The sequence below is a fragment of the Oscillospiraceae bacterium genome (assembly GCA_035353335.1).
Taxonomy (GTDB): Bacteria; Bacillota; Clostridia; order Oscillospirales; family JAKOTC01; genus DAOPZJ01.
Genome location: DAOPZJ010000039.1, coordinates 1 through 24,670 on the forward strand (window position 1 = coordinate 1; position 24,670 = coordinate 24,670).

A 24,670-nucleotide genomic window follows, 5' to 3' on the forward strand; every position below is an offset into this window, starting at 1 on the left:
GCTCGTCGCGGTCGCGGTCATCGTAGCCATCACAGCGCTCAGCGGCAGCATTCAGGGCGTCTTCAACAAGACGGCGAACAAGCTCAACACCGTTTCAGCCGGCTGATCTCAGCAATCGCATCACTCGCCGACAACACTTGACAGCATGAAAAGATTCATGTTAAAAGAATTCTTTTACGATGAAAACGGTCAGAGTTTAGTCGAATACGGTCTGATCATCGCGCTCGTCGGGGTCGCTGTCATCGTCTCTTTAACGGCGCTCGGCGACAGTATCAAGAAGGTTTTCAACAGCGCGGCCGGCGCGCTGGAAGGCGCCGCAGGGTAAGTTCTTCAAGGAAGAAGAAAGCAGATCCCGGATATAGACGAAAAAGCGAAAGTATGGTAGAATATGGGCATCTCATCGCGATTGCCGCTGTACCCGACAACACTCAGCGGCAAAACAGTGTCGGCAAGCGTAACGAACTATCCATTGCCTGACCTTTAAGTAACCATCCGATGCGCGCGGGGCGCAGCCCGCTCCGCGCGCATCTACACCATCGGTTTTCTTTTAAAATGAAAAATATCTCCGGAATGACTGAGAAAGCCAAGCGGACTTGAGAAACCGATGATTCAATGTTTTTACTTTTTTCGGAGAGCATAGCGCTTCTCCGTATGCCGCCTTTTATGCGGCTGTTCTGTCGGTTCTTAAATATCTTTCAGCCCCACACGAAAGTATATCGCATCGCCTAAGGAGGTGTACAGCAACATGAAAAAACTATTAACATCCAAAAAAATGAAGCGGGAGAACGGCCAAAGCATGGTCGAATTGGCTTTGACTCTTCCTCTGATCATTTTGTTGCTTGGCGGTATCATCGAATTCGGCTGGGTCTACGGCAACTCCCTTGCGGTGCAAAATGCCACCCGCGAGGGTGTGCGGGCCGGAATCGTCGCCGTCGCGCAATCGGAAAATAATGTGTTGGTGACGAACAGAATCAATTCCATGGTCCCGGATGCGGCAAAAAACCTTGTTATTTCAATTGTTTACAGCAATCCCGCCAACTTCCGGGCAGGCGATATCACGGTAACGGTGACTTATACCTTAAACGGAATCACGCCGTTCTCGGCTTTATTTACCTCCGGTGGGGTATTTCATCTCTCCACCCACTGTACGATGAAGATGAGTTAAGGATCGGAAATCGCATGTATAACCTTACGAAAGGACGCTTACCATGAGAAAGTTTTTTAAGGATGAACGCGGCAGCAACATCGTCATTATAGCGCTCACAATCACCGCTCTTTTGATTCTGGCTGCCTTCGTAGTGGATCTCGGCGCAGCCTATGTAAAAACAGCCGAAGTTCAGACCGCCGCGGACGCCGCGGTCATGGCGGCGGGAATGCAGCTTCCGGTGGAAGTAAACGATACTTCAAAACAATCCGCGATGACCGCAACCGTTTTGGAATATTTACAAAAAAACGGGATTACCGATACCGCTGATGTAAACGTCTATTTTTCTCAAACGCAAGAAAATCTCTATATGAGAATCGGAGTGGATGTTCCGGCTATATCGAAAACGGAATTTTCCAAAATCATCGGCGTCAACGAAGTCACTTTTACGAGGAGCGCTGAGGCAAGAACCCTTGCCACGACTTCACTCAATGATCTCGTCCCCCTCTCCGCCAGAGAAGACGTATTAAATGCTTTAATTGCCAGCGGAAATACGGAACACGTCGTTTTAAAATACGGCAAAAACACCGGCGAAGTGGTTCAGGGAGCATTCGGCGCAATTGATTTGGACGGAGTCAAGGGAGGAGGCGCAAACGATTATGTCAGTTGGCTCACAAACGGCTATCAGGGCAATCTCACCGTAGGAACGGTATTACCGATCGAAGGCGGGAACATGGCCGGGCCGACGCTGACCGGACTGAGCGCAAGATTCAACGCCTGCACTCACTTCCAAAGTGACGGCGGATGTACCGCGGCGCATTACGACTCCACCTGTCCCCGAGTCATGAAGGTACCGGTCATTCAATATATCAACTCCCATTATGTCAAAGTCGTCGGATTCGCGGCATTCGTCATTGAGGACTATACGACCTATTCCACTCAGGGGTATGTCATCGGTACCTATGTCGACATGATCAATATCGGCGCCGCAACCGGAGACATCACCGGATCGGCAGAAAATTACGGCGTCTATAGCCTGACCCTTTCAAAATAGAAATTAAAAAATCATTCATTTTAAAACGGGGGAATTCGAAATTATGAAAAAAGTGTACATCATAGCGGCAATTTTGGCTGTTTTATCCGGCGCCCTCTTGTTCTTGTACCTCGGCAGCCTGGAGACGTCCAAAGGCGCAGCCGTCCAGACCGAAGCCGTCGTCACGGCAGTCAGAGACATTCCGGCTTATACCACAATCGATGCCTCCATGCTGACAATGACGAATTATCCGGTGGGTTCCGCACATCCGAAAGCTGCCCGCAATGTTTCGGACGTTGTCGGAAAAACCACAGAAAGCGCAATTTTAACCGGAGAACAAATCATTACAGAAAAGTTGAAATCGGAAAACAGCGGCCTCTCCTATATGCTTCCCGACGGCATGCGCGCGGTCACTATCGCTGTTGACGAGGTTTCGGGCATTGCCGGGTTCATTAAGATCGGTGATTACGTAGACGTCATTTGTAATACCAAAACCGAATACAGCGCATCCTATAACACTACTTTCGTCGTCGCTCAGAATATAAAGGTCGCCGCGCTGGACAAACAGTTGGTCACCACTACCGCTTCCGACGGTTCAACGGTTGCGACATCTTACACTTTTCTCACGCTTTTTGTCACGCCACAGCAATCATTGGATATAATACACAGCTACCGCGCCGGCGTACTTTCAGTCGCCCTGCGCCGTTTCAGCGACCATGCCGCAGCCAATATGCTGCCGGTCGACAATAACGATTTGCTGAGGTAACGCCATGGATCAAATTAAAACGATTCTAATCTGTGACCAAAAAGAAGACGCGCAAAATATAAAATCTGCTCTCAGCGGTGAAGATTTTGATTTCTTTCTCTGGGTCACGCCCGAAGCCACAAGCCTGAGTAAAATCGGCAATCAACCTGCCGATTTGGCATTAATCACGGTCGATGAGAATTCGGAAGCGGAGTTCAGTTTTGCCGAACGGCTGTACATGACCCGCGGCGATATTGTGATCGTGATGCTCGCGAAAACGCTTTCAACCGAAATAATCACCCGCGCTATGGATGCGGGTGCCGCCCGCGTAATCGACGTCAACGCCGAAACCGATGTCATACGCTCGGCGATTCTCGCCGCGACAAACCGTGAAAAGAATCGCGCCGCTTCGTTCGGCGGACAATCGACCGCCTATCATTCGCACATTGTCCAGTTTTTCTGCCCGAAAGGCGGCACCGGAAAAACGACGCTTGCCGTAAATCTCGCCGTTGCTTTATCGCAGCTGGGAAAGAAAGTGGCGCTCATAGACCTTGATCTGCAATTCGGAGATGTCGGAATCTTTTTGGATATTAACAGCGCTGACACCCTTGCTGATCTCGTTCAGGTCGGCAAGTTCGATTCCGCCACACTGCTGGGTTACCTGACGCGCCATTCGAGCGGTGTCGATGTGCTATTAGCCAGCCAGGCACCTGAATATGCCGAATTGATCAGGTCCGAACACATTGAAACCCTGCTCTCGGCTTTACGGTACGAATATGACTTTTTGGTTTTGGATATGGCTCCCGCTTTCAACGATTGCACCATTGCGGCAATGGAACAGTCTGACGCGATTTTCTTTGTTGTAACCGAGGATATTTCCACTTTACACCACGCCAAGACCTGCTACAAGGTCTTTGAACAACTCAATCTGTTAAGCAAAGTCAAATTGGTTGTCAATAAAGACGGGCTTTCCGGCATCAGTGTCAAAGATGTGGAACGCATCCTCGAACAAAAAGTTGTACTGTCTTTGCCCGATGAACCCAAAACCGTGACTCAGGCGCTCAACCGCGGAATACCGGTAGTGACAGGCGACAGGCGCAGTCGTTTTGCAATTGAAATGGACAACTTTGCAAGGCGGCTCGGAAAGAATAAATAAAAGGACTGAGCCGTTTACAATTTCCGCGGAAGGATGGTCGTAAACATGGGATTACTGGATAAAATCGATATAAATAAAACTGCTGATTCAAAATCCGGAATGCCCGCTCAAAATCCGGAAGATTTTTCCGCGCTTCGTGCGAAAATCCATATGGAAGTAGTCGAAGCCTTGAACAAGCACGAAGACCGCCAGGGGAAAGACATGTCCGAAGCAGACACCCGAGCTTTGATTGATTCAATCCTTTGCCAGAATGAATCGTTACCCCGAACCGAGCGAAGCCGAATCGCGCAAGAAATATATGATCAGATTCGCGGTCTCGGACCGCTTGAAAAATTGATGTTCGACCCCACTGTCACCGAGATCATGGTAAACGGGCCAAAGAATATCTTTATCGAGCGCAAAGGCAAAATTATACGCACGAACGTCGTTTTCGACGACGAGGAACAATTGCTCAACGTCATTGACCGTATCGTCTCCCCTCTCGGGCGTCATGTAGACGAGGCAAATCCAATGGTTGATGCCCGCTTGTCAGACGGTTCCCGCGTAAACGCGGTCATCCCGCCGCTCTCGCTCAAAGGGCCGCTGCTGACCATCCGTAGATTTTCAAAAGTTCCGCTGACCGTCAACGACTTGATCGGTTTCGGCTCGCTGACCTATAAAATGGCTTCCTTCCTCGAAGCCTGTGTCAAAGGCCGATTAAATATTGTCATTTCCGGCGGAACAGGAAGCGGTAAAACAACGCTTTTGAACATTCTTTCAAGTTATATTCCGCACGATGAACGCATCATCACCATTGAAGACGCCGCCGAGCTTCAGCTTCGTCAGGATCATGTTCTGACACTTGAAAGCCGACCGGCAAACCTCGAAGGAAAAGGGCAGATCTCCATCCGCGATCTTGTTCGCAATGCGCTCCGAATGCGTCCGGACCGCATTGTCGTCGGTGAGGTGCGCGGCGGAGAAGCGCTTGATATGCTGCAGGCCATGAATACAGGACATGACGGCTCTATGACTACCGGTCACGCCAATACCTCCCGCGATATGCTCGCCCGCATGGAGACTATGGTATTGATGGCAGGAATGAATCTTCCGCTCAACGCTATCCGCTCTCAGATCGCAGGAGCGATCGATCTTATCGTTCAGCAATCCCGTATGCGCGACGGTTCCAGAAAAATCATCAGCATCAGCGAGATTGTCGGAATGGAAGGTGACGTCATCACCACGCAGGAAATTTTCACTTATGAACACCCGAAAATCGGGGAGAACGCGGGACGTTTTATCGCCACCGGCATCAAGCCGAGATGTGTTGAAAAGATGGCCGATAACGGTGTCGGTGTTCGCGATGAGTGGTTTTCATAAATTATCTGAAAAATCAGGGAACTCCTAAGGAAAGGAAGGCCGTTATTTTGCAAGATCTGATTAAATACGGGTTGATTATCACTTCTGCCAGCGTCATATTTTGCTTCGCGGTCATTGCTGTTTACGCAATTGCAAAAAATCGAATCCGCGAACAAGAGCGAATCAAAGCCCTGACTTCAAAGGAAACCGAAGTCCGCCGCGAAAAGAGCGAAAAAGAGCCCCGCGCACAACGCAAGCAGCTTGAAAAGTTGGCTGATGAACTTTATGTTGCCGGAATCGCGCTTCGGGCGGAGGAGTTCATTCTGATCTGGATATTGGTCGCCTTAGCCCTCCCGCTGCTCTTTTTATTTTTCGGCGCAAACCCGATTATCTGCCTCGGTATCGTCATTGTCGGCGCCGCGGCGCCGATCGCTTATGTACGCCTGAAACGTCAGAAACAATTGGGCAAAATCGATAAACAACTTATTGACGCCATCCTGATCATCAGCAATTCCATGCGATCCGGTATGTCTTTCCAATCTGCAATACAAAACATTGCGGATGAGATGGAACCTCCGATTTCCAAGGAGTTCGGAAGGGTCTGCCGTGAGATAAAACTCGGAATGTCGCTTGAGACCAGTTTTGACCGAATGATTGCCCGCACCGGAAACAAAGATCTCGAACTCGTTTGCAACGCGGTTATTATTCAGCGTCAGATCGGCGGCAATCTTTCTGAAGTGCTGGAAAATATCTCGGAGACGATTTCAGAACGAATCCGACTGCGCGGGGAGATAAAAGCTATGACTGCGTCAGGTACCCTGAGCGGATATATTATCGGATCTCTTCCTATTTTTATGTTGGTGCTGTTAATGTTTCTGAACCCCGGGTATGTTAATATGTTTTTTTCTACCTCAATCGGCAGAATAATGCTCGCCGTCTCAGCAGTGATGGAGACCGTCGGCTTCCTCATTGTCCGTAAAATTGTCAATATTAAAATGTGATTCCATATCAAAACCAGGTGGATGCAATAATGACAAAGATTTCATTAAAATTCGTCTTTGTTCGCAGGAAAGGATTATCTTAATATGAGGTATATCGTTTTATCCGTATCCGCATCTGTTTTCGCAATTGCTGTTGCGCTGCTTATGCAGCTCGGAAAAAAATGGGATGCGACCGGCCGCCGACTCAATGCAATCCATAATGTGCAGCGCGATTACGGAGATGAAGAGTTAAAAAAGAGCTTTGCGGATCGCCTTGTCCGCCCTTTTTTACATAAGGTTTCTTCCGCCTTCAAACGAAAAGAAGGTACACCAGTCAGACAAAGCAAAAGCGCGGAGAAGTTGGAGAAAATGCTCAAAACAGGCGGGTTAAATATAACTGCAACCGAATTTACTACGGTCAAGTCTATTTTTACAGGAATCGTATTGATCGGATGCCTGATCGTTTTCCGATTTGCCTCGTTTCAAATGCTGAACAAATTGCTCATCATACTGGTTGGTCTTATGCTCTGCATCCTGGGTCCGAAGTTCTTCCTGAACTCCAAGATTAAAAAACGGAAAGAGTCTATTATACGTGAATTGCCTGATGTGATGGATTTGCTGGTAGTCAGCGCCGAAGCAGGGCTCGGACTTGACGCCTCCATTGCCCGACTGGCTCAAAAATATAAGGGCGTTGTCGTAACCGAACTCGCCGCATCGGTTAAAAATATTCAGAAGGGTGTTCCCCGCAGAGTTTCCTTTAAGGAGATGGCGGACCGCTGCGACGTAAAGGAACTCACAACTTTTACGACCGCAATCATCCAGGCCGAGCAACTGGGAGTACCGATCAAAGGTGTCCTGACCTCACAGGCCGATCGCCTGAGAATCGAGCGCCGTCAGCGCATCCAGGCAAAAGCCATGAAAGCTCCCGTCAAGATAATGCTTCCGACAATCGGTTTTATTTTCCCGGTCATTTTCATTATTCTGCTCGGACCGGCGGCTTTGAATTTGATTGAGGCTTTTTCATGAAGATTGTTGAAATCCGCAAAGAAGAGAACATCATCTGCCGCGCATTTTATGCAAACGGATTTTTTACCCGCCTGCGCGGACTGATGGGACGCACCCTCAATGACGATATCGGCGGCCTTTTGCTCGTCCCCTGCAATCAGGTGCACACATTCAATATGTCCTACCCGATTGACATTGTCTACTTAACCAAGGACGGAACCGTCATTCAAATCGACGCTCAAATCCAGCCGTCAAAAGTTTTAAAGACCGTAAAAAATTCGCACAGCATCCTCGAACTGCGCTCCGGAGCCGCCGAACAATCGGGCATTCGCCCCGGCGACCGGCTGATACATCAGTAATTCATTCACCGACAATAGCCGCAAGATGCCTGCAAATTTTTGCAAGCCCGGTTTCTTTTGTACCTGTGCGGCATCAAATACTTTTGTTTTTTTCCGTTCCGCCCCCGTGGAACGGATTTTTTTGCAAAGACCCGGCACAGTATGATATACTGAATCTATGATTTCGGGGTAAAATTCCGACAATCCTTATTCACAAAACGAACGGTATATCAATTTATAAACCGAACACACTACACCCGAAAGGACGGTTCCGGCCATGAAAAAAATTGCCCTTTTTGACGCAAAACCTTATGATATTAAGGTATTCGACGAGCAGAATAAAAATTACGAACTCCGTTATTTCGAATCCAAACTGAACCCGGACACCGCCGCGCTCGCCGCCGGCTGTGAAGCCGTCATCGGCTTTGTCAACGACGATATCGGTTCAGCGACTCTCGACAAACTGTATGATTTGGGCGTCAGAGCCCTTGCGATGCGCAGCGCAGGTTACAACAATGTCGATTTCAAGGCTTGCTACGGCAAGATCAACGTGATGCACGTCCCGGCCTATTCGCCTTATGCGGTCGCCGAGCACGCCATGGCGCTGCTTTTAACCTTGAACCGCAAAATCCACAAAGCATATATTCGCACCCGCGATTTCAACTACAGCTTAAACGGACTCTGCGGCATCGATCTGCACGGCAAAACCGTCGGTGTCATCGGTACAGGGCGCATCGGACGGGTTTTTATCGATATCTGCAAGGGCTTCGGTATGAATATTTTGGCTTATGACCCCTTTCCCGCCAAGGACGTCGATTTTACCTATACCGATTTGGATTCCTTGCTTGCAAACGCGGATTTCATCTCGCTGCACTGCCCGCTGACCGATCAAACACATCACATCATCAATTCGGATTCCATCACCAAGATGAAAGATGGCGTCTTTATCGTCAATACCTCGCGCGGCGGTTTGATTGACAGCCATGCGCTCTTAAACGGCCTGCACGCCAAAAAAATCGGCGGCGCCTGTTTGGACGTTTACGAGGAGGAAGCCGATTTCTTTTACGAAGACCACTCGGAATCAGGCGTCAACGACGATACGCTGGCATTGCTCTCGGCAGCGCCCAACGTCATCATCACTTCTCATCAGGCCTATTTTACCGCCGAAGCACTGCACAACATCGCAGAAGTCACCTTGCAAAATCTCGATGTTTACTTCGCCGGCGGCGAACTCAAAAACGAAATCTGCTATTACTGCGACCGCCAAGCAAGCCCCAAAGATTGCCGCAAAACCCGCAAAGAACGCTGTTTTTAATAATTTGTCAAACAAATACAAAAGGCCGAACCGCCTTTGGCCTTTTATGTTATCAATTATATACCAAATCACTCATATATTTATTTATAGTTTTGTCTGTTGTTCCAAACTTTTGAACTTGCTGCGGAATGAAGTAAATAAGGTTTGACAAAACGCGAATAATCCTTTAAAATTAATATTTAATTTCATCTTTTCCCCTCAAATCGCTCAAAGGAGGCGTACATAATTATGGCATACATACCGAGACCCGAACGCACCGAGGAAGATAAAAAAACCGTATACTTTTCCGAAAACACCAATGTGTTGGAACAATCGGTTTATGAATATCAACTTCAGGAACGCGAGACCCCGAATCTCTACCGCAATCTGTTCGATTATGAAAGCGTGCCGAAAATCGCTTTCAACCACCGCGTCGTGCCGATGAATACGCCCAAAGAGCTGTGGATCACCGACACCACATTCCGCGACGGGCAGCAGTCCACCTCGCCGTTCACGGTCAAGCAGATCGTCGACTTATATCAGATGATGCACCGTCTCGGCGGCAAAAAGGGCTTGATCCGCCAGAGCGAATTTTTTGTTTATACTCAAAAAGACCGCGAAGCGGTCGATAAGTGTCTGTCGCTCGGGTATCAGTTCCCCGAGGTCACCAGCTGGATCCGCGCCAGTGAGAACGATTTCAAACTGGTCAAGGAAATCGGCCTAAAAGAGACCGGTATTTTAGTCAGCTGTTCCGATTACCACATCTACAATAAGATGGGCTTGACCCGTCAGCAGGCCCTCGATAAATATCTCGGCATCGTCAAATCGGTGCTCGAATACGGCATCCGTCCGCGCTGCCATTTCGAAGACATCACCCGCGCCGATTTTTACGGCTTTGTGGTTCCGCTTGCAAGAGCGCTGCACGACCTATCGGTCGAAAGCGGAATTCCGATCAAGATCCGCGCCTGCGACACCATGGGCTACGGCGTCTCTTTCCCCGGCGTGGCGCTTCCGAGAAGCGTTTCCGGCATCGTCTACGGCTTGATGCATTATGCCCAAATCCCGAGCGACATGCTCGAATGGCACGGACATAACGATTTTTATAAAGTGGTCACCAACTCCACCACCGCCTGGCTCTACGGCAGCAGCTCCGTCAACTGCGCACTGCTCGGTATCGGCGAGCGCACCGGCAACTGCCCGCTCGAGGCGATGGTCATTGAATATTGCTCCCTGCACGGCACCACCGACGGCATGAACCTGCCGGTCATCACCGAGATCGCCCGCTATTTCGAAGATGAAATCGGCTATGAGATTCCGCCTCGCACCCCATTTGTCGGCCGCAACTTCAACGTCACCCGCGCGGGCATCCACGCAGACGGCCTTTTAAAGGACGAGGAGATTTACAACATCTTCAACACCCAAAAGCTACTGCACCGCCCGCCCACGGTCTCAGTCGATTCCCACAGCGGTCTCGCCGGCATCGCACTTTGGATGAACCGCTTCTTCCGCCTCGAAGACGGTAAGAGCGTCGACAAAAAGAGCGAACTGGTCGCAAAAGTCAAGGAGCAGGTCGACCTCGAATACGCCGAAGGCCGCAACACCGTCATGGGCGACGACGAACTGGAACAGATCATTAAACGCGTAGATTTTGTAGCTTACGAAAAACTCATTCATGCTCATCTGAAAGAAGATATATTGACCTGATGTTATCGGTCATAGCCCCGGTTTGCAATTCAATAAATACCGGCTCCATGCAGTAACAAACTTTTGCCCGGGATTTTATGGTTTTTGAGCCTACTTCTCAAAAACAGTTTAGATGTGATGATCCGGCGGTTGAAAGGGGTGCGACAGCTATGCAAAAAGTCAGCGTATCAGTCATCATCCCGGTCTATAATAAAGAAAAATATCTCCGTCAGTGCCTCAAAAGCGTCCTTTCTCAGGATCTTGAGGCTTTTGAGATTATTGCCGTCGATGACGGTTCCACCGATTCATGCGGGAAGATTCTCGATGAATATGCAGCTGCCGATCCCCGCCTCAAAGTGATTCACCAAAAAAATGCGTCCTGCGGATTTGCACGCAATACCGGGCTTGATTTGGCAAAAGGCGAATATATTCTGTTTCTGGACAGCGATGACTTTTTACATCAAAATAAACTTCGCCCGGCTTATGAATTTGCCGTCTCACACGATGCCGATATTGCTGTTTTCTTAATCGAAGAATTTAATGACGCGACGGGAATCTCTCAACCGCTGCATTATGCATCATATTTGAAACCGCCTGTATTCGGCCGTGTTTTTTCATGGCGTAATTTCCCGGATGATTTTTTCCTTTATTTTTATGCCGGCGTTGAATCGAAACTCTGCCGCCGGTCGTTACTGCAAAATTCGGGCATACGATTTCGGGCCGTAATAGTTGCGAAGATTATGACTTTGTTTTCTCACATCTGCTTCTCTCAGAGAAAATTATATATTCCGATTTATATTTAACGAATTATCGAATTTGTACCGGCAGCAGTATGGAGGATCTGCGTGAAAATGATCCATGCTGCCGAATCAAAGCCACCGAAATGCTGCACGAATATGCTTCCGCTCTCCCATTTTACCCCGAGATTAAAAAAAGCGTTGCAAGAATGAATGCGCAAACTCATATCGGATTTTTGATTTCCTGCAAAACCGCGAAGGCATTTCGCGAATATTACTGTGCCCTGAAAAACGGCGCTTTGGTGAGGGAGGAACTGGCAGGACTCCCGCGCGGATATCTGCACTCTCATTTCGCGGATTCTGCAGTCAGACGTATACTGCGTGCGGGCCCGATTATGCCGAAAAACGCCCGCCGATTGACTGTTTGGAAAGCCCTGACCTTCACAGCGGGATATCTGTCCGCAGTTTCCGACGCCTTCAAACACGGCGGCCTCAAAAAAGTCACCCGCCGTATTCGCGCCGTGAAAAGCCGAATATAGATATAAGCAATAAACCGGATGATCATGACCGATTACAGTACATTAAAACAAAATACTTTAAAATTCCTTGAGAATTGTTATCCCTCGGAAGGTGTCTTTGACGCCGAGGGCTGGGAAGCAAGCGGCGAAAGCAGTGTTTTGACCCCTGCCGCAAAAACATTTATAAAAAAAGATTGTCAAATTCAAATCGTTAATAAAACATTCTCACAGCGCATGTCAGACAATGACTGGCGGTTTTCGTCGACGCCGGGCGGATGCGAATCTTTGGAAGGCGGCCATTCCGCACTCGAGACCTATTATTTTTACGGTTTGACCGACCAACTCTCTCGGGAGAATAAAGACGCCTGGATTTCGTATTTCAATCAATATCAGGACCGTGAGACCGGATATTTCCTCGGCCCCTATGTGCGGCCGAAAGACCATCGGGCCTGGCAGGATTATTCGCTTTGCACTCATCCGTGGTATCATATGCACGATCACTTTGTCTCTTCTCTTTGCCCCACTATGATGCTGCTTGGCGAAAAATCAAAATATCCGCTGTCTTCCGGCAGTATGACGGGACGCTTTTTGGAAAAGTCCTACCTCGAGGAATACCTTTACGGGCGCGACTGGAACGCCTATCAAAAAGACGGCAACTACCGACGTCATAACCCGTGGTGGATGGGCAATGAGTTCTGGTTTCCGGCCTGTATCCTGTGGCAGATCACACAGTGGGAAGCCGGAACACCTGCCGCCAAACAAGCGCGCAGGATGCTCGACGAGGTCTGGTATCGATGGCATGACGAAAATTTTGGAATCACTGGCTTCTGGTACGGCGAACTGAACGGCGACCCGACAAAGATCTGGAATAACGGTTTTTCGGGGCCGCTTTTTTCCGACGACCGCAGCGATTCAAAATATGAGTGGATTTCGGTTCCGGTCATGGGCGGTGCGCACCAGCTCTGGTTTTACGATTTCGACGGGCACCCGATTGCCGAAAGCGTCAGAAAAGCCCAGACCGACACTTTGCTTTCTCTGCAAAACGTGAACGATTTCCATTTCGGACTTTACTCGTCCGATCGGCCCGATTCCGGTTCCGACAACTGCACCGACGTCGACTGCATGACCCTGCTCGCCATCAACCATTGCAGACAGGATTACCGCCGAAAAGAGATCGAAACCGCGCTTGAAAAAGCCGCGATTGCGATTTTAAACGATAAAATCAACCAAGACGGCGTGCTGGTCTCCCGGCAAAACCGGGAATACCTGCACCACTCCGCTTCGTATGAGACCCTCTCGCGCGCCGGTGACGCCAATGTTCTCGACCAGTCGTTTTATTTCTGGGCACTGCGTGCCGCATTTTCGGTACTCAAAAGAAGCAATTATCCCGAATTGCAGTCGTTTATCGACCATGACTGGCCTAACGTCCTATCGCACTGGCTGTGGCTTCCTCAAAAAACCCGCTGATATCGTGAAGCCACTTAAAAAATCAAACACAGATTAAATAAAATAACCGGTAAATGGCCGCACATTGGGTAAAACCACTTTCATCTTGCCTTGAATTGAAAGTGGTTTACTATAATATAAAAATAAAGCGCCGGTTACTAAAACAGCGCTTTTGTTATTTATTTGAATTTCGGTTATTTGTCAAATTGATCAAAAACACGTCCTCTTTTCCCATGTCCTTTTTGAGGACAAATTGCAGTGCAAGCTGCTCTTCGGACCGCAATTCCGGCCACTTTTTTTATACTTAGCCGATATGACCCTTGATTTGTCTTTCGGGCAGTTTTATCCAACTTCCGATCAAAAGGTCCCAATCTTCGTTTTCGAATGCTTTTACCCCCGAGTCCGGGTAAAATGTCATTTCTCCCATATAGACCTTGCCTTGAACGTCATACATGTCCAATCGGACAAACGGGAAGCCCTCGGAGAGTATTTTGCAGATGCACACCATTTCGTCAAAAACCGCCGGGCGCTCAATCGGTTCGCCTAGCACGGTATGGACTTTTCGAAACGGAAGCGGATTCCATTGCATATCGTAATAACGCAGCTTTACGCCTCCTTCGCCGAATCTGTCCTCACATAAACAAACCGCGCGCGGTATTCCGTCGAAGCAGAAGAATTTATAATCCGGTACTTCTTTTCCGTCTTTGTCGGCCAAAAATTCCTCCGCCAAGATGCGCGGCTTTATTCTGCGGTATTCGGGTTCGCGTCCCTGGTGGTAAAAATCGCGCCGCATCCAGCGGTCGACTTCCTTTTTTAAAGCGGTTAAATCCAGTTTCGATTTATCTTTGCAAATCAAAACGTTGCCGGAGGTATGGCTCGGCTTCAGCACAAACCGCTCGGGCAAATGGTCAAACGGGATATCCCCGAATCGGTCCCATACCCCGAGCGTCTTTACGACATATTCAGGGCCGATTTTATCGGCGATGTACTGCTTGGCGAGATATTTGTCGACCAGCCCGCCCCGCTCCGCGCTCCCGTAATACACTTTCATCCAACAGAGTTTCTCGTTGAACGACTGCGGATTTTTCAGATCGCAGCTTTTACCCATGTGAAACCGGTAATCGATTTTTACCCACCATTTGGTCGGCAGGAGCCGCATTACGGTCTGTTTGACGAAGGTCTCGAATTTCATCTGCTTCACACTCCAGGTCATTTTGGCCTTCCAAAGCTTTGCTCCATTTTTGGAGGATCTTTTCCGCATTAAATGTCTTTGCGCTTTCCGCGGCATTTGAGCTGAATCTCCGGCGCAATTCGCCGTCACCGAGCAGTTTTTTGATTGCCGCAGTCATTGCATCTTCGTCTCCGACCGGAACCAAAAGCCCGTTTTCTCCGCTTCGGATCACCTCATCCGAACCGGCGCAGTCGGTCGAGATTACCGGAAGACCTATTGTCATGGCTTCCAACAAAGCGTTTGAAAGCCCCTCATAATGGGACGATAATACGAACAGCTTCGCGTCAGCTATATGCGCGTGAACATCCGGCACATTTCCGGGCAGAACAACATATTCCGTTAAGCCGCAGTTCTCAATCTGCTGTTCTAATTCACCGCGCAGATTTCCTTCGCCGTATATAAAGAGCTTGCAATCCGGAAAATCCGTATGTACTTTCGCAAACGCGTTGATCAGCATCCGGTAATTTTTTTGAGTCATCAATCGTCCGGCGGAGACAATTTTATTTTCTTTCTTTTCTGCCGCATACTCGCTTACCCGAATCGGGTTGCCGATGATGATGCCTTTATCGGCAATTTGCTTTTTAAAATAACGTTTTGCCCGTTCCGTTTGAAAGACAATGCCGCTTGCTTCCGGATACAACAAATTGACCGCAAGTCTGACCAAACCGCTTCTACCGTCTTTGACCGGGTCATTTCGCTCCGAGACGATCACTCTCTGCCTGAGCCCTTTTGCGGCGAGCAGAACGAGAATGTTGATACGAGCAACGAATGATAAAACTACATTCGGTTTTTCAATACGCATATGCTTCCGGAGTCCCCAAATCCAAACCGGTACCCTTCCGATTCTGGACCCGCTTCCGGAGAGATCAATAAGTTTAACAGAGGGATTCAGCGGATATCCGCATTCGCCGTTTAACAGCGTTATAATGCTGACGTCCCAACCCTTAGCCGCGTAATGATCGGCAAGAATCGAAACCACACGCTCCGCACCGCCCCGGCGCATGCTCCCGAGAATAAAAAAGACTTTCTTCATATCTTTTTATAAATCTCCCGCATCTTTGTCCTGACCGCATCGCTGGAGAAGAATTTGGCTCTTTCCGCGTTGAATGCCCCGAAACTTTCTCTCAGTGCCGGATCATTATTTAATATTTTCAGCCTCTCCGCGAACGCTGAGACATCCCTCGGAGGACACAAAAACCCACCTTTCCCATCGACGATCAAGTCTCTGTTTCCCCGGATATCGGAACAAAGAATCGGCAGCCCGGAAGTCATTGCCTCCATCAAAGACAGTGAAAGCCCTTCCCGAAACGACGGAAAGCAAAACAAATCAACACAACAAAACAGCGCGGAAATATCATTTCTGTATCCAAGGAAATGCACACGTTCCGCGATACCGAATTTTTTAGATAATTTATACAGTCGTTGTTCCTCTCTGCCGAAACCCGCCAATATGTAATGAATATCACTATTATTTTTATGAATAGCTTTTATGATGGTCTTTTGGTTTTTATTTTTATTGAGCTCGCCAACCGTTATTGCCGATAAAGCATCATTCGGAATACCGAGTTCGGCTCGAAGTTTGTCGGGAGAACCTTTAATTTCGGAAAACTTCAGAAGATCAACGCCAACGCCCTGCACATAGACAGTATCTTTGGAGCGGAGATGCTTCTTCGCAAAGAGAAAATCTTCCTGATTGATGGTGATCAAGAGGTCGGTAAATAAGGAACAAAGCCGCTCGATCGGGTAATAAAGCAGCCAGCAGCTCAATGGAGCGCCCTTATAAAAATGAAAACCGTGCGCCGTATAAATCAGTTCTGCGCCATCCTTTTCCCTGATTTTACGCGCGCAGAGCCGTGCCAAAACGCCGCCGATCGGGGAATGGCAATGGATGAGTTTATAGTGATTTTCGACGTAAATTTTTCGAAACATCCTGCAGGATTTAATAATGCTTCCGACAGCGGATAAATTCCTCGGAATCGGAATGTCGAAGACTTTGATGCCCAGAGAAATTAATTTCTCTTTAAATTCGCTGACACGTTCCCGGCTGGTGATATTGCCCGCTTGAAAATTTGCCGCTACATGGACTTCATATCCCATGGATTGCAAAATTTCGATGTTATTCATGTTGAATAAATCGATCATGGAAGCAACGGAAGCCGTCATCAGCATTTTTGGTTTTTGAGCATCTGCAAAATCCATGACTGCGCCCCTTACAAAACAGAGATTATATTTTTCTCTACTTAATTGGAAAGAATCCGACACACCGGAAACCTTTGACAAGCTGATTTTCTATATTATACGACAGTTTTCGCGGAATGTCCACATATATCATAGAACCACTTCTTTGCTATAAAAATTCCCGGTTGAATGAGATTGAATCCAAACCGGGAATTATATTTCGAAACGTCGAATCATTCATTTACGTAATCTGTCAAATATCCGTAGCCCTCATTTTCCATGTCTTCTTTGGGGACAAACCGCAGAGAAGCACTGTTGATACAGTAACGTAAACCTCCTCTTTCTTTCGGGCCGTCGCTGAACACATGCCCGAGATGTGCGTCTCCGATCCGGCTGCGCACCTCGGTGCGCACCATTCCATGGGTCGTGTCGGATCTTTCCCGCACGACGTTCGGGTCTATAGGCTTTGAAAACGCAGGCCAGCCGCAGCCCGATTCAAATTTGTCGCTTGATGAAAACAACGGCTCTCCGCTCGTGATATCGACATAGATCCCTGCGCGGTATTGGTCATGAAACTCATTGTGAAACGGCGGTTCGGTCGCGCTTTTCTGCGTGACCATAAACTGCATCTCAGTCAGATTCTTATGCAATACTTCTGCATCCGGTGTTGAATAACCCGCCGGATTCACCACAGCTTTTGCGGCTTTTTCGAACTTCTCCGGTTTGATGTGGCAGTACCCGCCGGGGTTCTTGTCAAGATATTTTTGATGATTGTCCTCAGCAAAATAGAAGTTCTCAAGCGGTTTCACCTCAATCGCAACCGGCTTTTCCAGCCGTTTTTGCAGTTTTAAAATCGACTGTTTGATCACCTGAAAATCGGCTTCGTCGATATAATAAATCCCCGTGCGGTACTGTGTTCCGACGTCATTTCCCTGCCGGTTTACTGAGGTCGGATCAATTGCCGAATAGTAGAGCTCGAGTAAAAAGCCCAGCGAGACAATTTTCGGGTCGTAAACCACTTTCACTGTCTCGGCGTGCCCGGTGTCATTATAGCAAACCTCCTGATAAGTGGGATTCGTTGTCTTGCCGTTTGCGTAACCGACCTCGGTTGCCTGTACCCCGCGCACCGATGCGATATACTTCTCCATGCCCCAAAAACAACCGCCCGCCAGATAAATCTCCGCCATATAGTCCTCCGAAATATTTTTAATGACATCAGACAACAGAATGAATACGTCCATATTATACCCGCATAAAACGGATTTTGCGAAACCGCCCGGTCTTTATTGCCTTTTACTGTACCTTGCAAAAATAAACGAAGCGGGCTTTTCCAGTTTCACTTTGATACCCCCGTCAACTTTTTCAATCGTGCCGTTTCCGTTGGTATAGAGCACTTTCAATTCCGTTCCCGCACTCTCCATTGGGTAAAAATGCGTCGTTTCCGGAGAAAACTCACGGAACAAGAGCAAATAGCCGCCGTCTGCGCAGTCGACGTCAAAGCCGGTATTGCTCATACCATCGGGCAATTCGCCAATCGGGCGGACGTTTCCGACTGCCATCCGCTCACGGTGCTGCTTGTAAACCCGTACGATGTCGGAAAGCAGCACCGCGTCACTGTCAGTCAGATGGCTCATCTCCATCCAAAACAACGGGCAGGCGGCCATCGAGCAGGCAAATACCGTGTCCATCGGCCATAATGCCGGGCGCAGCGGGTCGGGTTCGCCGTACCGCTCGTTATATAACTTTTCATTGCGGCGCATGTTCAACAATTCGAACTGGCACTTGCCGACCGGGATGTATTTTGCCAGCTCCCAGACGTTTTTGAGCGTGTAATGCGGATAATAGTTCGTCGAATCGGTATAGCGGTTCTCGATGAACAAGCTGCCGTATTCCTTTTGATACAAGTGGCCGAGGCGAACTTGCGCGGTGATGTCCATATTGAACCAGACCTTGCCGCCGCTCTCTTTGGTGACTTTGCGCATCATCTTGAGCAGGTTGATTTCGCTTTGCTTGCTTCTTAAAACGATGCCATCCAGCTTGAAAAACCGCGCGTCGTATTTGCGGTGCAAATCTAATAATACTTCGGCATCTTTTTCCCACAGTTCATAATCGCTGACAAGATCGGGTGAAAACCATAAACCCAGCTGCAAATTTTTATCTTTGATCGCTTTTGCGATGACTTCCAACCCACCCGGAAATTTTTCGACATTCGGCTTCCAGAAATCCGGGTCATTGTCGTAATAACCGCCGCTCCAGAGCTTGTTTTTCACCAAAATCGAGTTCGCCGTCTTGCCCTTCTGCCAGCCGTCGTCAATCTGCACCACGTCTATGCCGATCTGCGCGGCGCGCTCGATTTCGCCGAGCATAAACGATTCGCAGACCGCCGCATCCTGACTGCGGTCGCCCCAGGTGTTGCTCATCATATAAAGCCCGCGGGTCTCGAGGCCGCGATACTGCGCGCGATAAAGCTTTTTATATTCGTCGTTCAGCGTCTTTGCCTCACCGACGCCCACGGAGGCCTGATATAACGGGATCTCGTCGCCTTCCGGAAGATTGGCGTAATCGACGCCGCTGCCCATTAAAAAGGCGTAGTGGCCGTTGTAGGTGTGCAGGTCTTCTTTAGTTTTCGCCAAATGCCCCGCCGGACAAGGCGCTTCTTTCACGAGCAGTATCCCGCGCCCGTGAATATAATCGTCGAACAAAAAGAAATGGCCTTGAAAGGGCTGTTCCCACATCAGATAAGGGATTTCGGTGCTCTCCTCGACAAAATTGTTGTGGTGGTCGGAGACGTCGATTAAGCGCGCGCGGGTCAGGCGGGTGTGGCGGCTGTTCAGCCGGACGGCCTCAATCGTGTCGGGCGGCGGAATCAAAATACCCTGATTCGCCGACTCTTTTTTGCCCAACGTGACGTTCTCAATCCCCTCGCTGACCGTGATCTTGTCCTCGGTTTTGCCCAACGCGACATTTCCGCTGACCGCAATCGACAACCTCGTCGTAACAAAAGCGATGCCGGGGAAAATCACATTCTGCCAGTTGACCGTGACGTTTTCCGCTTCAAAAACCGTCTCCATGACGAGTCCGGTATGCGAAAGCCCCAAACAGTCATCGGTGAAGCAGTGAAAAGACACCTTGCACTTGCCAAAATCCAGCACGGGCAGGCAAAACGCCGCCGTCGGAACGGCAGGCGAACTCCACCGATATCCGCTTTGCTTGTCTTCTATAAAATCGGTCACGGGCACATTGCCGTAAAAAACGACCTTGCGCGCAATCATGTCGTTTTCAATGATAAACCCGTCATCCGTTTTGGTCACTTTACAGTCCTGATAATCCCACATGTCAAAAATGCCTCGCCTTTCGGTGTGTCTATTTGTTTATAGTTATCATAACAATAATTCTCTCATTATTCAAGAAAAAATTCTAATTATCGCCTTTATATGAATTTACAATTGAACTTATTTGGTATAAAATTGGAAAGATAAAAAACATGAACGGAGAAAAATTGATGAGTAATCCTGCATTCGTAACCTTTCAAACACACCAAGACGCATTTTCTTTTCTCGGCGTCGAGAATGTCGTGACCGAATCTTCGGATTTCGGTTATTTCTGGGATCACTTTTTCAAAATAGGCGGATATGAAAAAATCATTCCGTATGCAACAGACCCCAAACCGATTAACGTGTGGTATACGAACCATGCGGGCGAAAAAATCTATTTTCAGGGTTTAAAGGTCGGCAGCGTTGACAACGTGCCCGAGGGTTATTCCCTTGTAAATTTCCCCGCGGGCGATTTTCTTGTCGTCACCCATGAATGGCTCCCCACGCATGACGAAGCTATCCGTTACGGCATCGCAGCCGGCTGGAAATATGAAAAAACCGTGCAGATGCCGGACGGATATGCGCGGTATGACGGGCCCGGCAGTCCGATCACCATCATCGAAAAAGAAAACATGGATACTCCCGACGGCAGCCGATATGAGTTTTGGGTGCCGATCAAGAAAATTGATTAGGTTGCCCGACAGATAACAGAAAAGATGATAAAAAAGACGACAACCTCAGGGCTTGTGATTTACATAAGACCCGAAACGCCGGACGAGCATGAGCAGGTTAACCAATTGATTTACACGGTATTTACCGAGAGTTACGATGTCAAGACCGGCACATTCATGCTTGATTATTTTAAAGCGGAGCGGGAAAAAGCCACCTTTATCCCCGAGCTTTCGCTCGTCGCTTTGCTCGAAGACGGCAAAATCGTCGGGCAGGTGACGCTGTATGAGACCGACATCATCACCCCCACGGGCAAAAACACACAGCTTGTGCTCTCCCAGAGCGCCGTTTTGCCCGAATACAAAATGCGCGGCATTATGAGAGAGCTGGTCACAACCGCATTCAGCAAGGCAAAAGAAATGGGCTATAAAGCCGTATTCTTAGGCGGAAACCCCGCTCTTTACGGCCGATTCGGGTTTGAACCGTCGTATCATTACGGCATTTTTCACAAAAACCGAAAGCAATGGGGGGACGAGGGGTTCTTGGTCTGCAAATTAGTCCCCGACGCGTTGGAGGGCATTACAGGCACAACTAATTATTACGGCGGCTAAAACAGGATATATTACAATTTACAACCGCCGTACGATTTATAACTGGAGTGTAAAAAATATGGATATAAAAATCCTTTCTACCTTTGATAATGTAAAAGAGTATTTAGAAGCGGCTGAGCGGAAAGACTCCGACCAACAAGAGCTGTGGCAGAAATATATGATAGACCCGTTTTGGCCGGAAATTTCGCAGTGGGCTCCGTTTGATATGAGTTACATGAAGCCGAAAAATATAACGAATATCGCAAAGTTAAAAGAACAGCTTTCGCTCTTATCCGCTGTTTCTGTTGAGGAATTATCCGGCAAGTTTACCAAGATCACAAAGGCGCTCCCGAAAGATGACGATGACCCGATGATTGTGGCCTTATACCCGCTATGCGACAGCAACACCATCGTAAAAGAACGGCAAAACGGGGTTGTGGGCGCATGCGTATTCGGCAACATCATTATCAATATCAATCCCCTTGCAAGGGACTGGCAGGATTGGATTTCTTATGTTTTTGCGCATGAATATCACCATTGCGTTTGGGGGCATACCTGGTTCGTTTTAAAGGGCGGGCAAGGTCTTGAGGGCTCATTTCTGGAATATATGCTGAATGAAGGTCAAGCCGACGTGTTTGCCAAGCATTTATTCCCGCATCTGACCCCTCAGTGGAACCAATCACTTGATAAAAATACAGAAATGCAATTTTGGGAAAAGATAAAACCGATCCTTTTCAGCAAAGACCCGCAAATACATTCAAAGTATATGTTTGGTGATGAAAGCGAAGGGTTGCCGTGGTGTATCGGTTATTCTTTCGGCAAAGCGATTGTTGAAAATTATTTACATAAACAACCTGATATCACGTTTTCGGACTTAATCGGCGTCCCGCCAATGAGATTTTAAAAATAAGCCGTTTTAAACTTTAATTCTGTCAGAGCCGCAGCACCTGCTTCCGCTGAGCGGCTATTTTCGGACAGATCACCATATATACTCAAAGATCGATGAACCGCAATTGAAATACAAAAATAACAAGCCCCCGCAGAAAATCTGCGGGGGCTTTTTTTAGAAATGATTATTTATCTGTTGAGAACGTTGAGAAGTTGGCTAAAATCGCATCGAAGGACTCGGAGCTTTCCAGTTCTGCCCAGATCAGAGGTCTGAAATCGCCCTTCATTTCCTGGCTCCAAAGATAATACATCGTTTTGGTGCTGCCTTCCTGAGTGCCGGACATCATTGCATAATCGACATCGCCGATTTTAACTTTGGTGATTAACCCGAAGACCCACTTTTGAGCAACCATCGCGAGTTTATTTTTGACTTGGTCATTGTTTGATCCCTTGTCGAACAGCATGCTGTAAGAGATGATCATATAATCCGTCTCATCAGCGGTATTCAGGATATAGGCGTCTCTGAATTCACTTTCAAATTCCGCCAATTCTTCGTTGGTCGGAAGGCCGTAAGTGAACCTGGCTTTATATTCTTCGTCCGTAAGTGCTCTCCATCCATCCGGAATTTTAAATGATATGCCAAAATATGCGTTGGAATAAACCCCATCGGTTATGATGCCTCTCGTCGGCGGATTGGAGTTTGTGCAGCCGAACATCGAAACGACAAGAACAAGCAGCAGTGCTGCCGCAATCAGTTTTTTCATCATTAATCCCCTCACAAAAACTAAGTTTGGCTTAATTATAGCATTAATCATATTCATCTGTCAACTTAATTATCATTAAAGTGCTGTAAAGTCGTGCAATCGCCGGTATGTAATTGTTGCCACCGTGTAAAAACATTCAAGCAGACCGGTATCTATTGATTAATATTTGTGAGTTTATCACGGAACGCCGCTCTTCGGCAGTTTATAATTCATTCATAACCCACGAAGGAGACGTGATTCCAGATGCCTTTATTCAAAGACAAGCCGGAAGCTTCCGCTTCCCAAAATAAGAAACTTCAGGTCAGCAAGTACCGCTGCCCGCAGAACCATCCCTGCCCCGCGGTTCGGATCTGCCCGACCAAGGCGATGTCGCAGACGGGTTACGCAGCACCCGCCGTCGATGACCAAAAGTGTATCAGCTGCGGAAAATGCGTCAGTTTTTGCCCGATGGGCGCGCTGACTCTCTCATAAAAACCAATTATTATCCGTTACATGACAGGAGGCAACATTATGTCAGTCATCACAATCACCAAAGATAATTTCCAGACCGAGGTCATGGAGAGCAGAGTCCCGGTTCTGCTCGACTTCTGGGCATCCTGGTGCGGCCCGTGCCGCATGGTCTCGCCGGTTGTCGACGAAATTGCCGATGAGACCCAAAACATCAAAGTTGGCAAGATCAACGTCGACGAACAGCGCGAACTTGCCGCAGCATTTAACATTATGAGCATTCCGACGCTTGTCGTTCTTAAAAGCGGCAAAGTCACCAATCAGGCGATCGGCGTCCGCCCGAAACAGCAGATCCTCTCGATGTTCGTGTAATCCTTCTTCAAAGTGCAATCGCCGTTATTCGTTTTACGAATAACGGCGATTGCATATGCCGCCGGTTCGGAGCGGCGAATTTAAATATTAATAGGCGTTTTTAAAAAGAAGGCACCATTTATAACGAAAGAACCTCCAGCCGTTTTCGGTCTTTTATAATGATTTCTCCGCGGGTCAGTGTTATCATGTCTTCCGACTGAAAATAATTCAACATTCTCGTCACGACTTCACGGGCTGTTCCGAGGTGGTTTGCGATCTTTTCGTGCGTGAGTTTGAGAACATCCGACTCTTCCAAGTTACTCTCCCCGATTATAAATGCGGCTAGCCGCTTATCAAAACTCTTCCACATAATTTGCTCAATCAGCCACATGACTTCTGAAAATCTGGCAGCCATTATTTCGTTGGTATAATTCGCGATTGCAACCGAATTCACCATCAGATTTTTATAAACATTTGTCGGAATCACCCACAATTCGGTGTCCTTCTCGGCTTCGATTGAAATCTCGAATTGAATGCTCGACATCATGCAGGAGGCGGAAAACAGGCAGATATCCCGCTCGAATAAACGGTAAATCGTGATCTCCCTGCCTTCGTCTGACAATATGTAAGCCCGAAGCTGCCCCGAACGAATCAGGAACAATCCGATGCAGTCGGCGGAACCTCCATAGACAAGCGTTCCTTTCCTGACAAAACGCTTTTGCGCAGCTTCCGAGAGTCGATTTTGTTCAGTTGTGTTCAATTTCTCCCAAATCGGAAAATATTCTGATAAATCCATTGATTTCTACCCCTCCCAATAAAAATTA

Annotated in this window: 26 protein-coding genes; 19 read left to right on the plus strand and 7 right to left on the minus strand. The window is 48.1% G+C overall.

The annotated features are described in order from the left end of the window. The first annotated feature begins 157 nt into the window (after window positions 1–157). The 14 genes from PKH29_08740 (at window position 158) to PKH29_08805 (ending at window position 13,435) form a co-directional block, all read left to right on the plus strand. A complete protein-coding gene (locus tag PKH29_08740; GenBank protein ID HNX14925.1) occupies window positions 158–325 on the plus strand; it encodes a Flp family type IVb pilin in 168 nt (55 codons plus the stop codon). 420 nt (window positions 326–745) lie between these two features. Beyond that, window positions 746–1,165, plus strand: a complete 420-nt coding sequence (locus PKH29_08745) for a TadE/TadG family type IV pilus assembly protein (protein HNX14926.1) — start codon at window positions 746–748, stop codon at window positions 1,163–1,165. 43 nt (window positions 1,166–1,208) lie between these two features. Continuing rightward, window positions 1,209–2,198, plus strand: a complete 990-nt coding sequence (locus PKH29_08750) for a pilus assembly protein TadG-related protein (protein ID HNX14927.1) — start codon at window positions 1,209–1,211, stop codon at window positions 2,196–2,198. Window positions 2,199–2,241: 43 nt separating this feature from the next. Then, on the plus strand, window positions 2,242–2,943 hold the full coding sequence (gene cpaB, locus PKH29_08755) for a Flp pilus assembly protein CpaB (protein HNX14928.1): 702 nt from the start codon (window positions 2,242–2,244) through the stop codon (window positions 2,941–2,943). 4 nt (window positions 2,944–2,947) lie between these two features. Continuing rightward, the gene (locus tag PKH29_08760; protein ID HNX14929.1) at window positions 2,948–4,078 is read left to right on the plus strand and encodes an AAA family ATPase; all 1,131 of its coding nucleotides are present in this window, start codon (window positions 2,948–2,950) and stop codon (window positions 4,076–4,078) included. 45 nt (window positions 4,079–4,123) lie between these two features. Beyond that, a complete protein-coding gene (locus PKH29_08765) occupies window positions 4,124–5,434 on the plus strand; it encodes a CpaF family protein (GenBank protein ID HNX14930.1) in 1,311 nt (436 codons plus the stop codon). Between the two features lie 47 nt (window positions 5,435–5,481). Continuing rightward, a complete protein-coding gene (locus PKH29_08770) occupies window positions 5,482–6,414 on the plus strand; it encodes a type II secretion system F family protein (GenBank protein HNX14931.1) in 933 nt (310 codons plus the stop codon). Between the two features lie 84 nt (window positions 6,415–6,498). Then, window positions 6,499–7,419, plus strand: a complete 921-nt coding sequence (locus tag PKH29_08775) for a type II secretion system F family protein (GenBank protein ID HNX14932.1) — start codon at window positions 6,499–6,501, stop codon at window positions 7,417–7,419. Further along, the gene (locus PKH29_08780; GenBank protein HNX14933.1) at window positions 7,416–7,757 is read left to right on the plus strand and encodes a DUF192 domain-containing protein; all 342 of its coding nucleotides are present in this window, start codon (window positions 7,416–7,418) and stop codon (window positions 7,755–7,757) included. The genes PKH29_08775 and PKH29_08780 overlap by 4 nt, the downstream gene beginning before the upstream one ends. 256 nt (window positions 7,758–8,013) lie before the next feature. Then, the gene (locus PKH29_08785; GenBank protein ID HNX14934.1) at window positions 8,014–9,051 is read left to right on the plus strand and encodes a 2-hydroxyacid dehydrogenase; all 1,038 of its coding nucleotides are present in this window, start codon (window positions 8,014–8,016) and stop codon (window positions 9,049–9,051) included. Between the two features lie 228 nt (window positions 9,052–9,279). Next, window positions 9,280–10,734, plus strand: a complete 1,455-nt coding sequence (locus PKH29_08790) for a 2-isopropylmalate synthase (protein HNX14935.1) — start codon at window positions 9,280–9,282, stop codon at window positions 10,732–10,734. Between the two features lie 149 nt (window positions 10,735–10,883). Then, window positions 10,884–11,516 (plus strand): glycosyltransferase family 2 protein, encoded by a 633-nt coding sequence (locus PKH29_08795; GenBank protein ID HNX14936.1) that lies wholly within the window; start codon window positions 10,884–10,886, stop codon window positions 11,514–11,516. 29 nt (window positions 11,517–11,545) lie between these two features. Then, window positions 11,546–11,989: a hypothetical protein gene (locus PKH29_08800; GenBank protein ID HNX14937.1), complete on the plus strand. Its 444-nt coding sequence runs from the start codon at window positions 11,546–11,548 to the stop codon at window positions 11,987–11,989. Window positions 11,990–12,013: 24 nt separating this feature from the next. After that, on the plus strand, window positions 12,014–13,435 hold the full coding sequence (locus PKH29_08805) for a hypothetical protein (GenBank protein HNX14938.1): 1,422 nt from the start codon (window positions 12,014–12,016) through the stop codon (window positions 13,433–13,435). A 283-nt stretch (window positions 13,436–13,718) separates the two neighbouring features. On the opposite strand, the gene PKH29_08810 is transcribed toward PKH29_08805, so the two are convergent. The 5 genes from PKH29_08810 to PKH29_08830 all read right to left on the minus strand — a co-directional run bounded on the left by PKH29_08810 (window position 13,719) and on the right by PKH29_08830 (window position 20,158). Then, window positions 13,719–14,627: an ATP-grasp fold amidoligase family protein gene (locus PKH29_08810; protein ID HNX14939.1), complete on the minus strand. Its 909-nt coding sequence runs from the start codon at window positions 14,625–14,627 to the stop codon at window positions 13,719–13,721. Further along, complete coding sequence (locus PKH29_08815) at window positions 14,515–15,678, minus strand: glycosyltransferase family 4 protein (GenBank protein HNX14940.1); 1,164 nt, start codon at window positions 15,676–15,678, stop codon at window positions 14,515–14,517. Before PKH29_08815 ends, PKH29_08810 begins: the two co-directional genes overlap by 113 nt. Next, window positions 15,675–16,844 carry a glycosyltransferase family 4 protein gene (locus PKH29_08820; protein HNX14941.1) on the minus strand — a complete coding sequence of 390 codons (1,170 nt, stop codon included), beginning with the start codon at window positions 16,842–16,844 and terminating at the stop codon, window positions 15,675–15,677. Before PKH29_08820 ends, PKH29_08815 begins: the two co-directional genes overlap by 4 nt. A 212-nt stretch (window positions 16,845–17,056) precedes the next feature. Continuing rightward, window positions 17,057–18,010, minus strand: coding sequence for a peptide-methionine (R)-S-oxide reductase MsrB (gene msrB / locus PKH29_08825; GenBank protein ID HNX14942.1), 954 nt, complete (start codon window positions 18,008–18,010; stop codon window positions 17,057–17,059). A gap of 96 nt (window positions 18,011–18,106) precedes the next feature. Beyond that, the gene (locus PKH29_08830) at window positions 18,107–20,158 is read right to left on the minus strand and encodes an alpha-galactosidase (GenBank protein ID HNX14943.1); all 2,052 of its coding nucleotides are present in this window, start codon (window positions 20,156–20,158) and stop codon (window positions 18,107–18,109) included. Window positions 20,159–20,307: 149 nt separating this feature from the next. Here PKH29_08830 and PKH29_08835 point away from each other — a divergent pair, with 149 nt between their 5' ends. From PKH29_08835 to PKH29_08845, 3 genes are read left to right on the plus strand one after another with little or no spacing between them, the layout of a single operon-like run. Then, complete coding sequence (locus tag PKH29_08835) at window positions 20,308–20,829, plus strand: GyrI-like domain-containing protein (GenBank protein ID HNX14944.1); 522 nt, start codon at window positions 20,308–20,310, stop codon at window positions 20,827–20,829. A 24-nt stretch (window positions 20,830–20,853) separates the two neighbouring features. Further along, complete coding sequence (locus PKH29_08840; protein ID HNX14945.1) at window positions 20,854–21,417, plus strand: N-acetyltransferase; 564 nt, start codon at window positions 20,854–20,856, stop codon at window positions 21,415–21,417. Window positions 21,418–21,475: 58 nt separating this feature from the next. Beyond that, window positions 21,476–22,300, plus strand: coding sequence for a DUF2268 domain-containing putative Zn-dependent protease (locus PKH29_08845; protein ID HNX14946.1), 825 nt, complete (start codon window positions 21,476–21,478; stop codon window positions 22,298–22,300). Window positions 22,301–22,469: 169 nt separating this feature from the next. On the opposite strand, the gene PKH29_08850 is transcribed toward PKH29_08845, so the two are convergent. After that, window positions 22,470–23,048, minus strand: coding sequence for a hypothetical protein (locus tag PKH29_08850; GenBank protein HNX14947.1), 579 nt, complete (start codon window positions 23,046–23,048; stop codon window positions 22,470–22,472). A 243-nt stretch (window positions 23,049–23,291) separates the two neighbouring features. Here PKH29_08850 and PKH29_08855 point away from each other — a divergent pair, with 243 nt between their 5' ends. Both PKH29_08855 and trxA read left to right on the plus strand, forming a co-directional pair. Continuing rightward, complete coding sequence (locus PKH29_08855) at window positions 23,292–23,519, plus strand: 4Fe-4S binding protein (protein HNX14948.1); 228 nt, start codon at window positions 23,292–23,294, stop codon at window positions 23,517–23,519. Between the two features lie 39 nt (window positions 23,520–23,558). Then, the gene (gene trxA, locus PKH29_08860; protein ID HNX14949.1) at window positions 23,559–23,867 is read left to right on the plus strand and encodes a thioredoxin; all 309 of its coding nucleotides are present in this window, start codon (window positions 23,559–23,561) and stop codon (window positions 23,865–23,867) included. Between the two features lie 118 nt (window positions 23,868–23,985). Here the strand turns inward: trxA and PKH29_08865 are convergent, their stop codons facing one another. Then, entirely contained in the window at window positions 23,986–24,642 is a 657-nt protein-coding gene (locus PKH29_08865; GenBank protein HNX14950.1) for a Crp/Fnr family transcriptional regulator, read from the minus strand. Window positions 24,643–24,670: the final 28 nt, after the last annotated feature.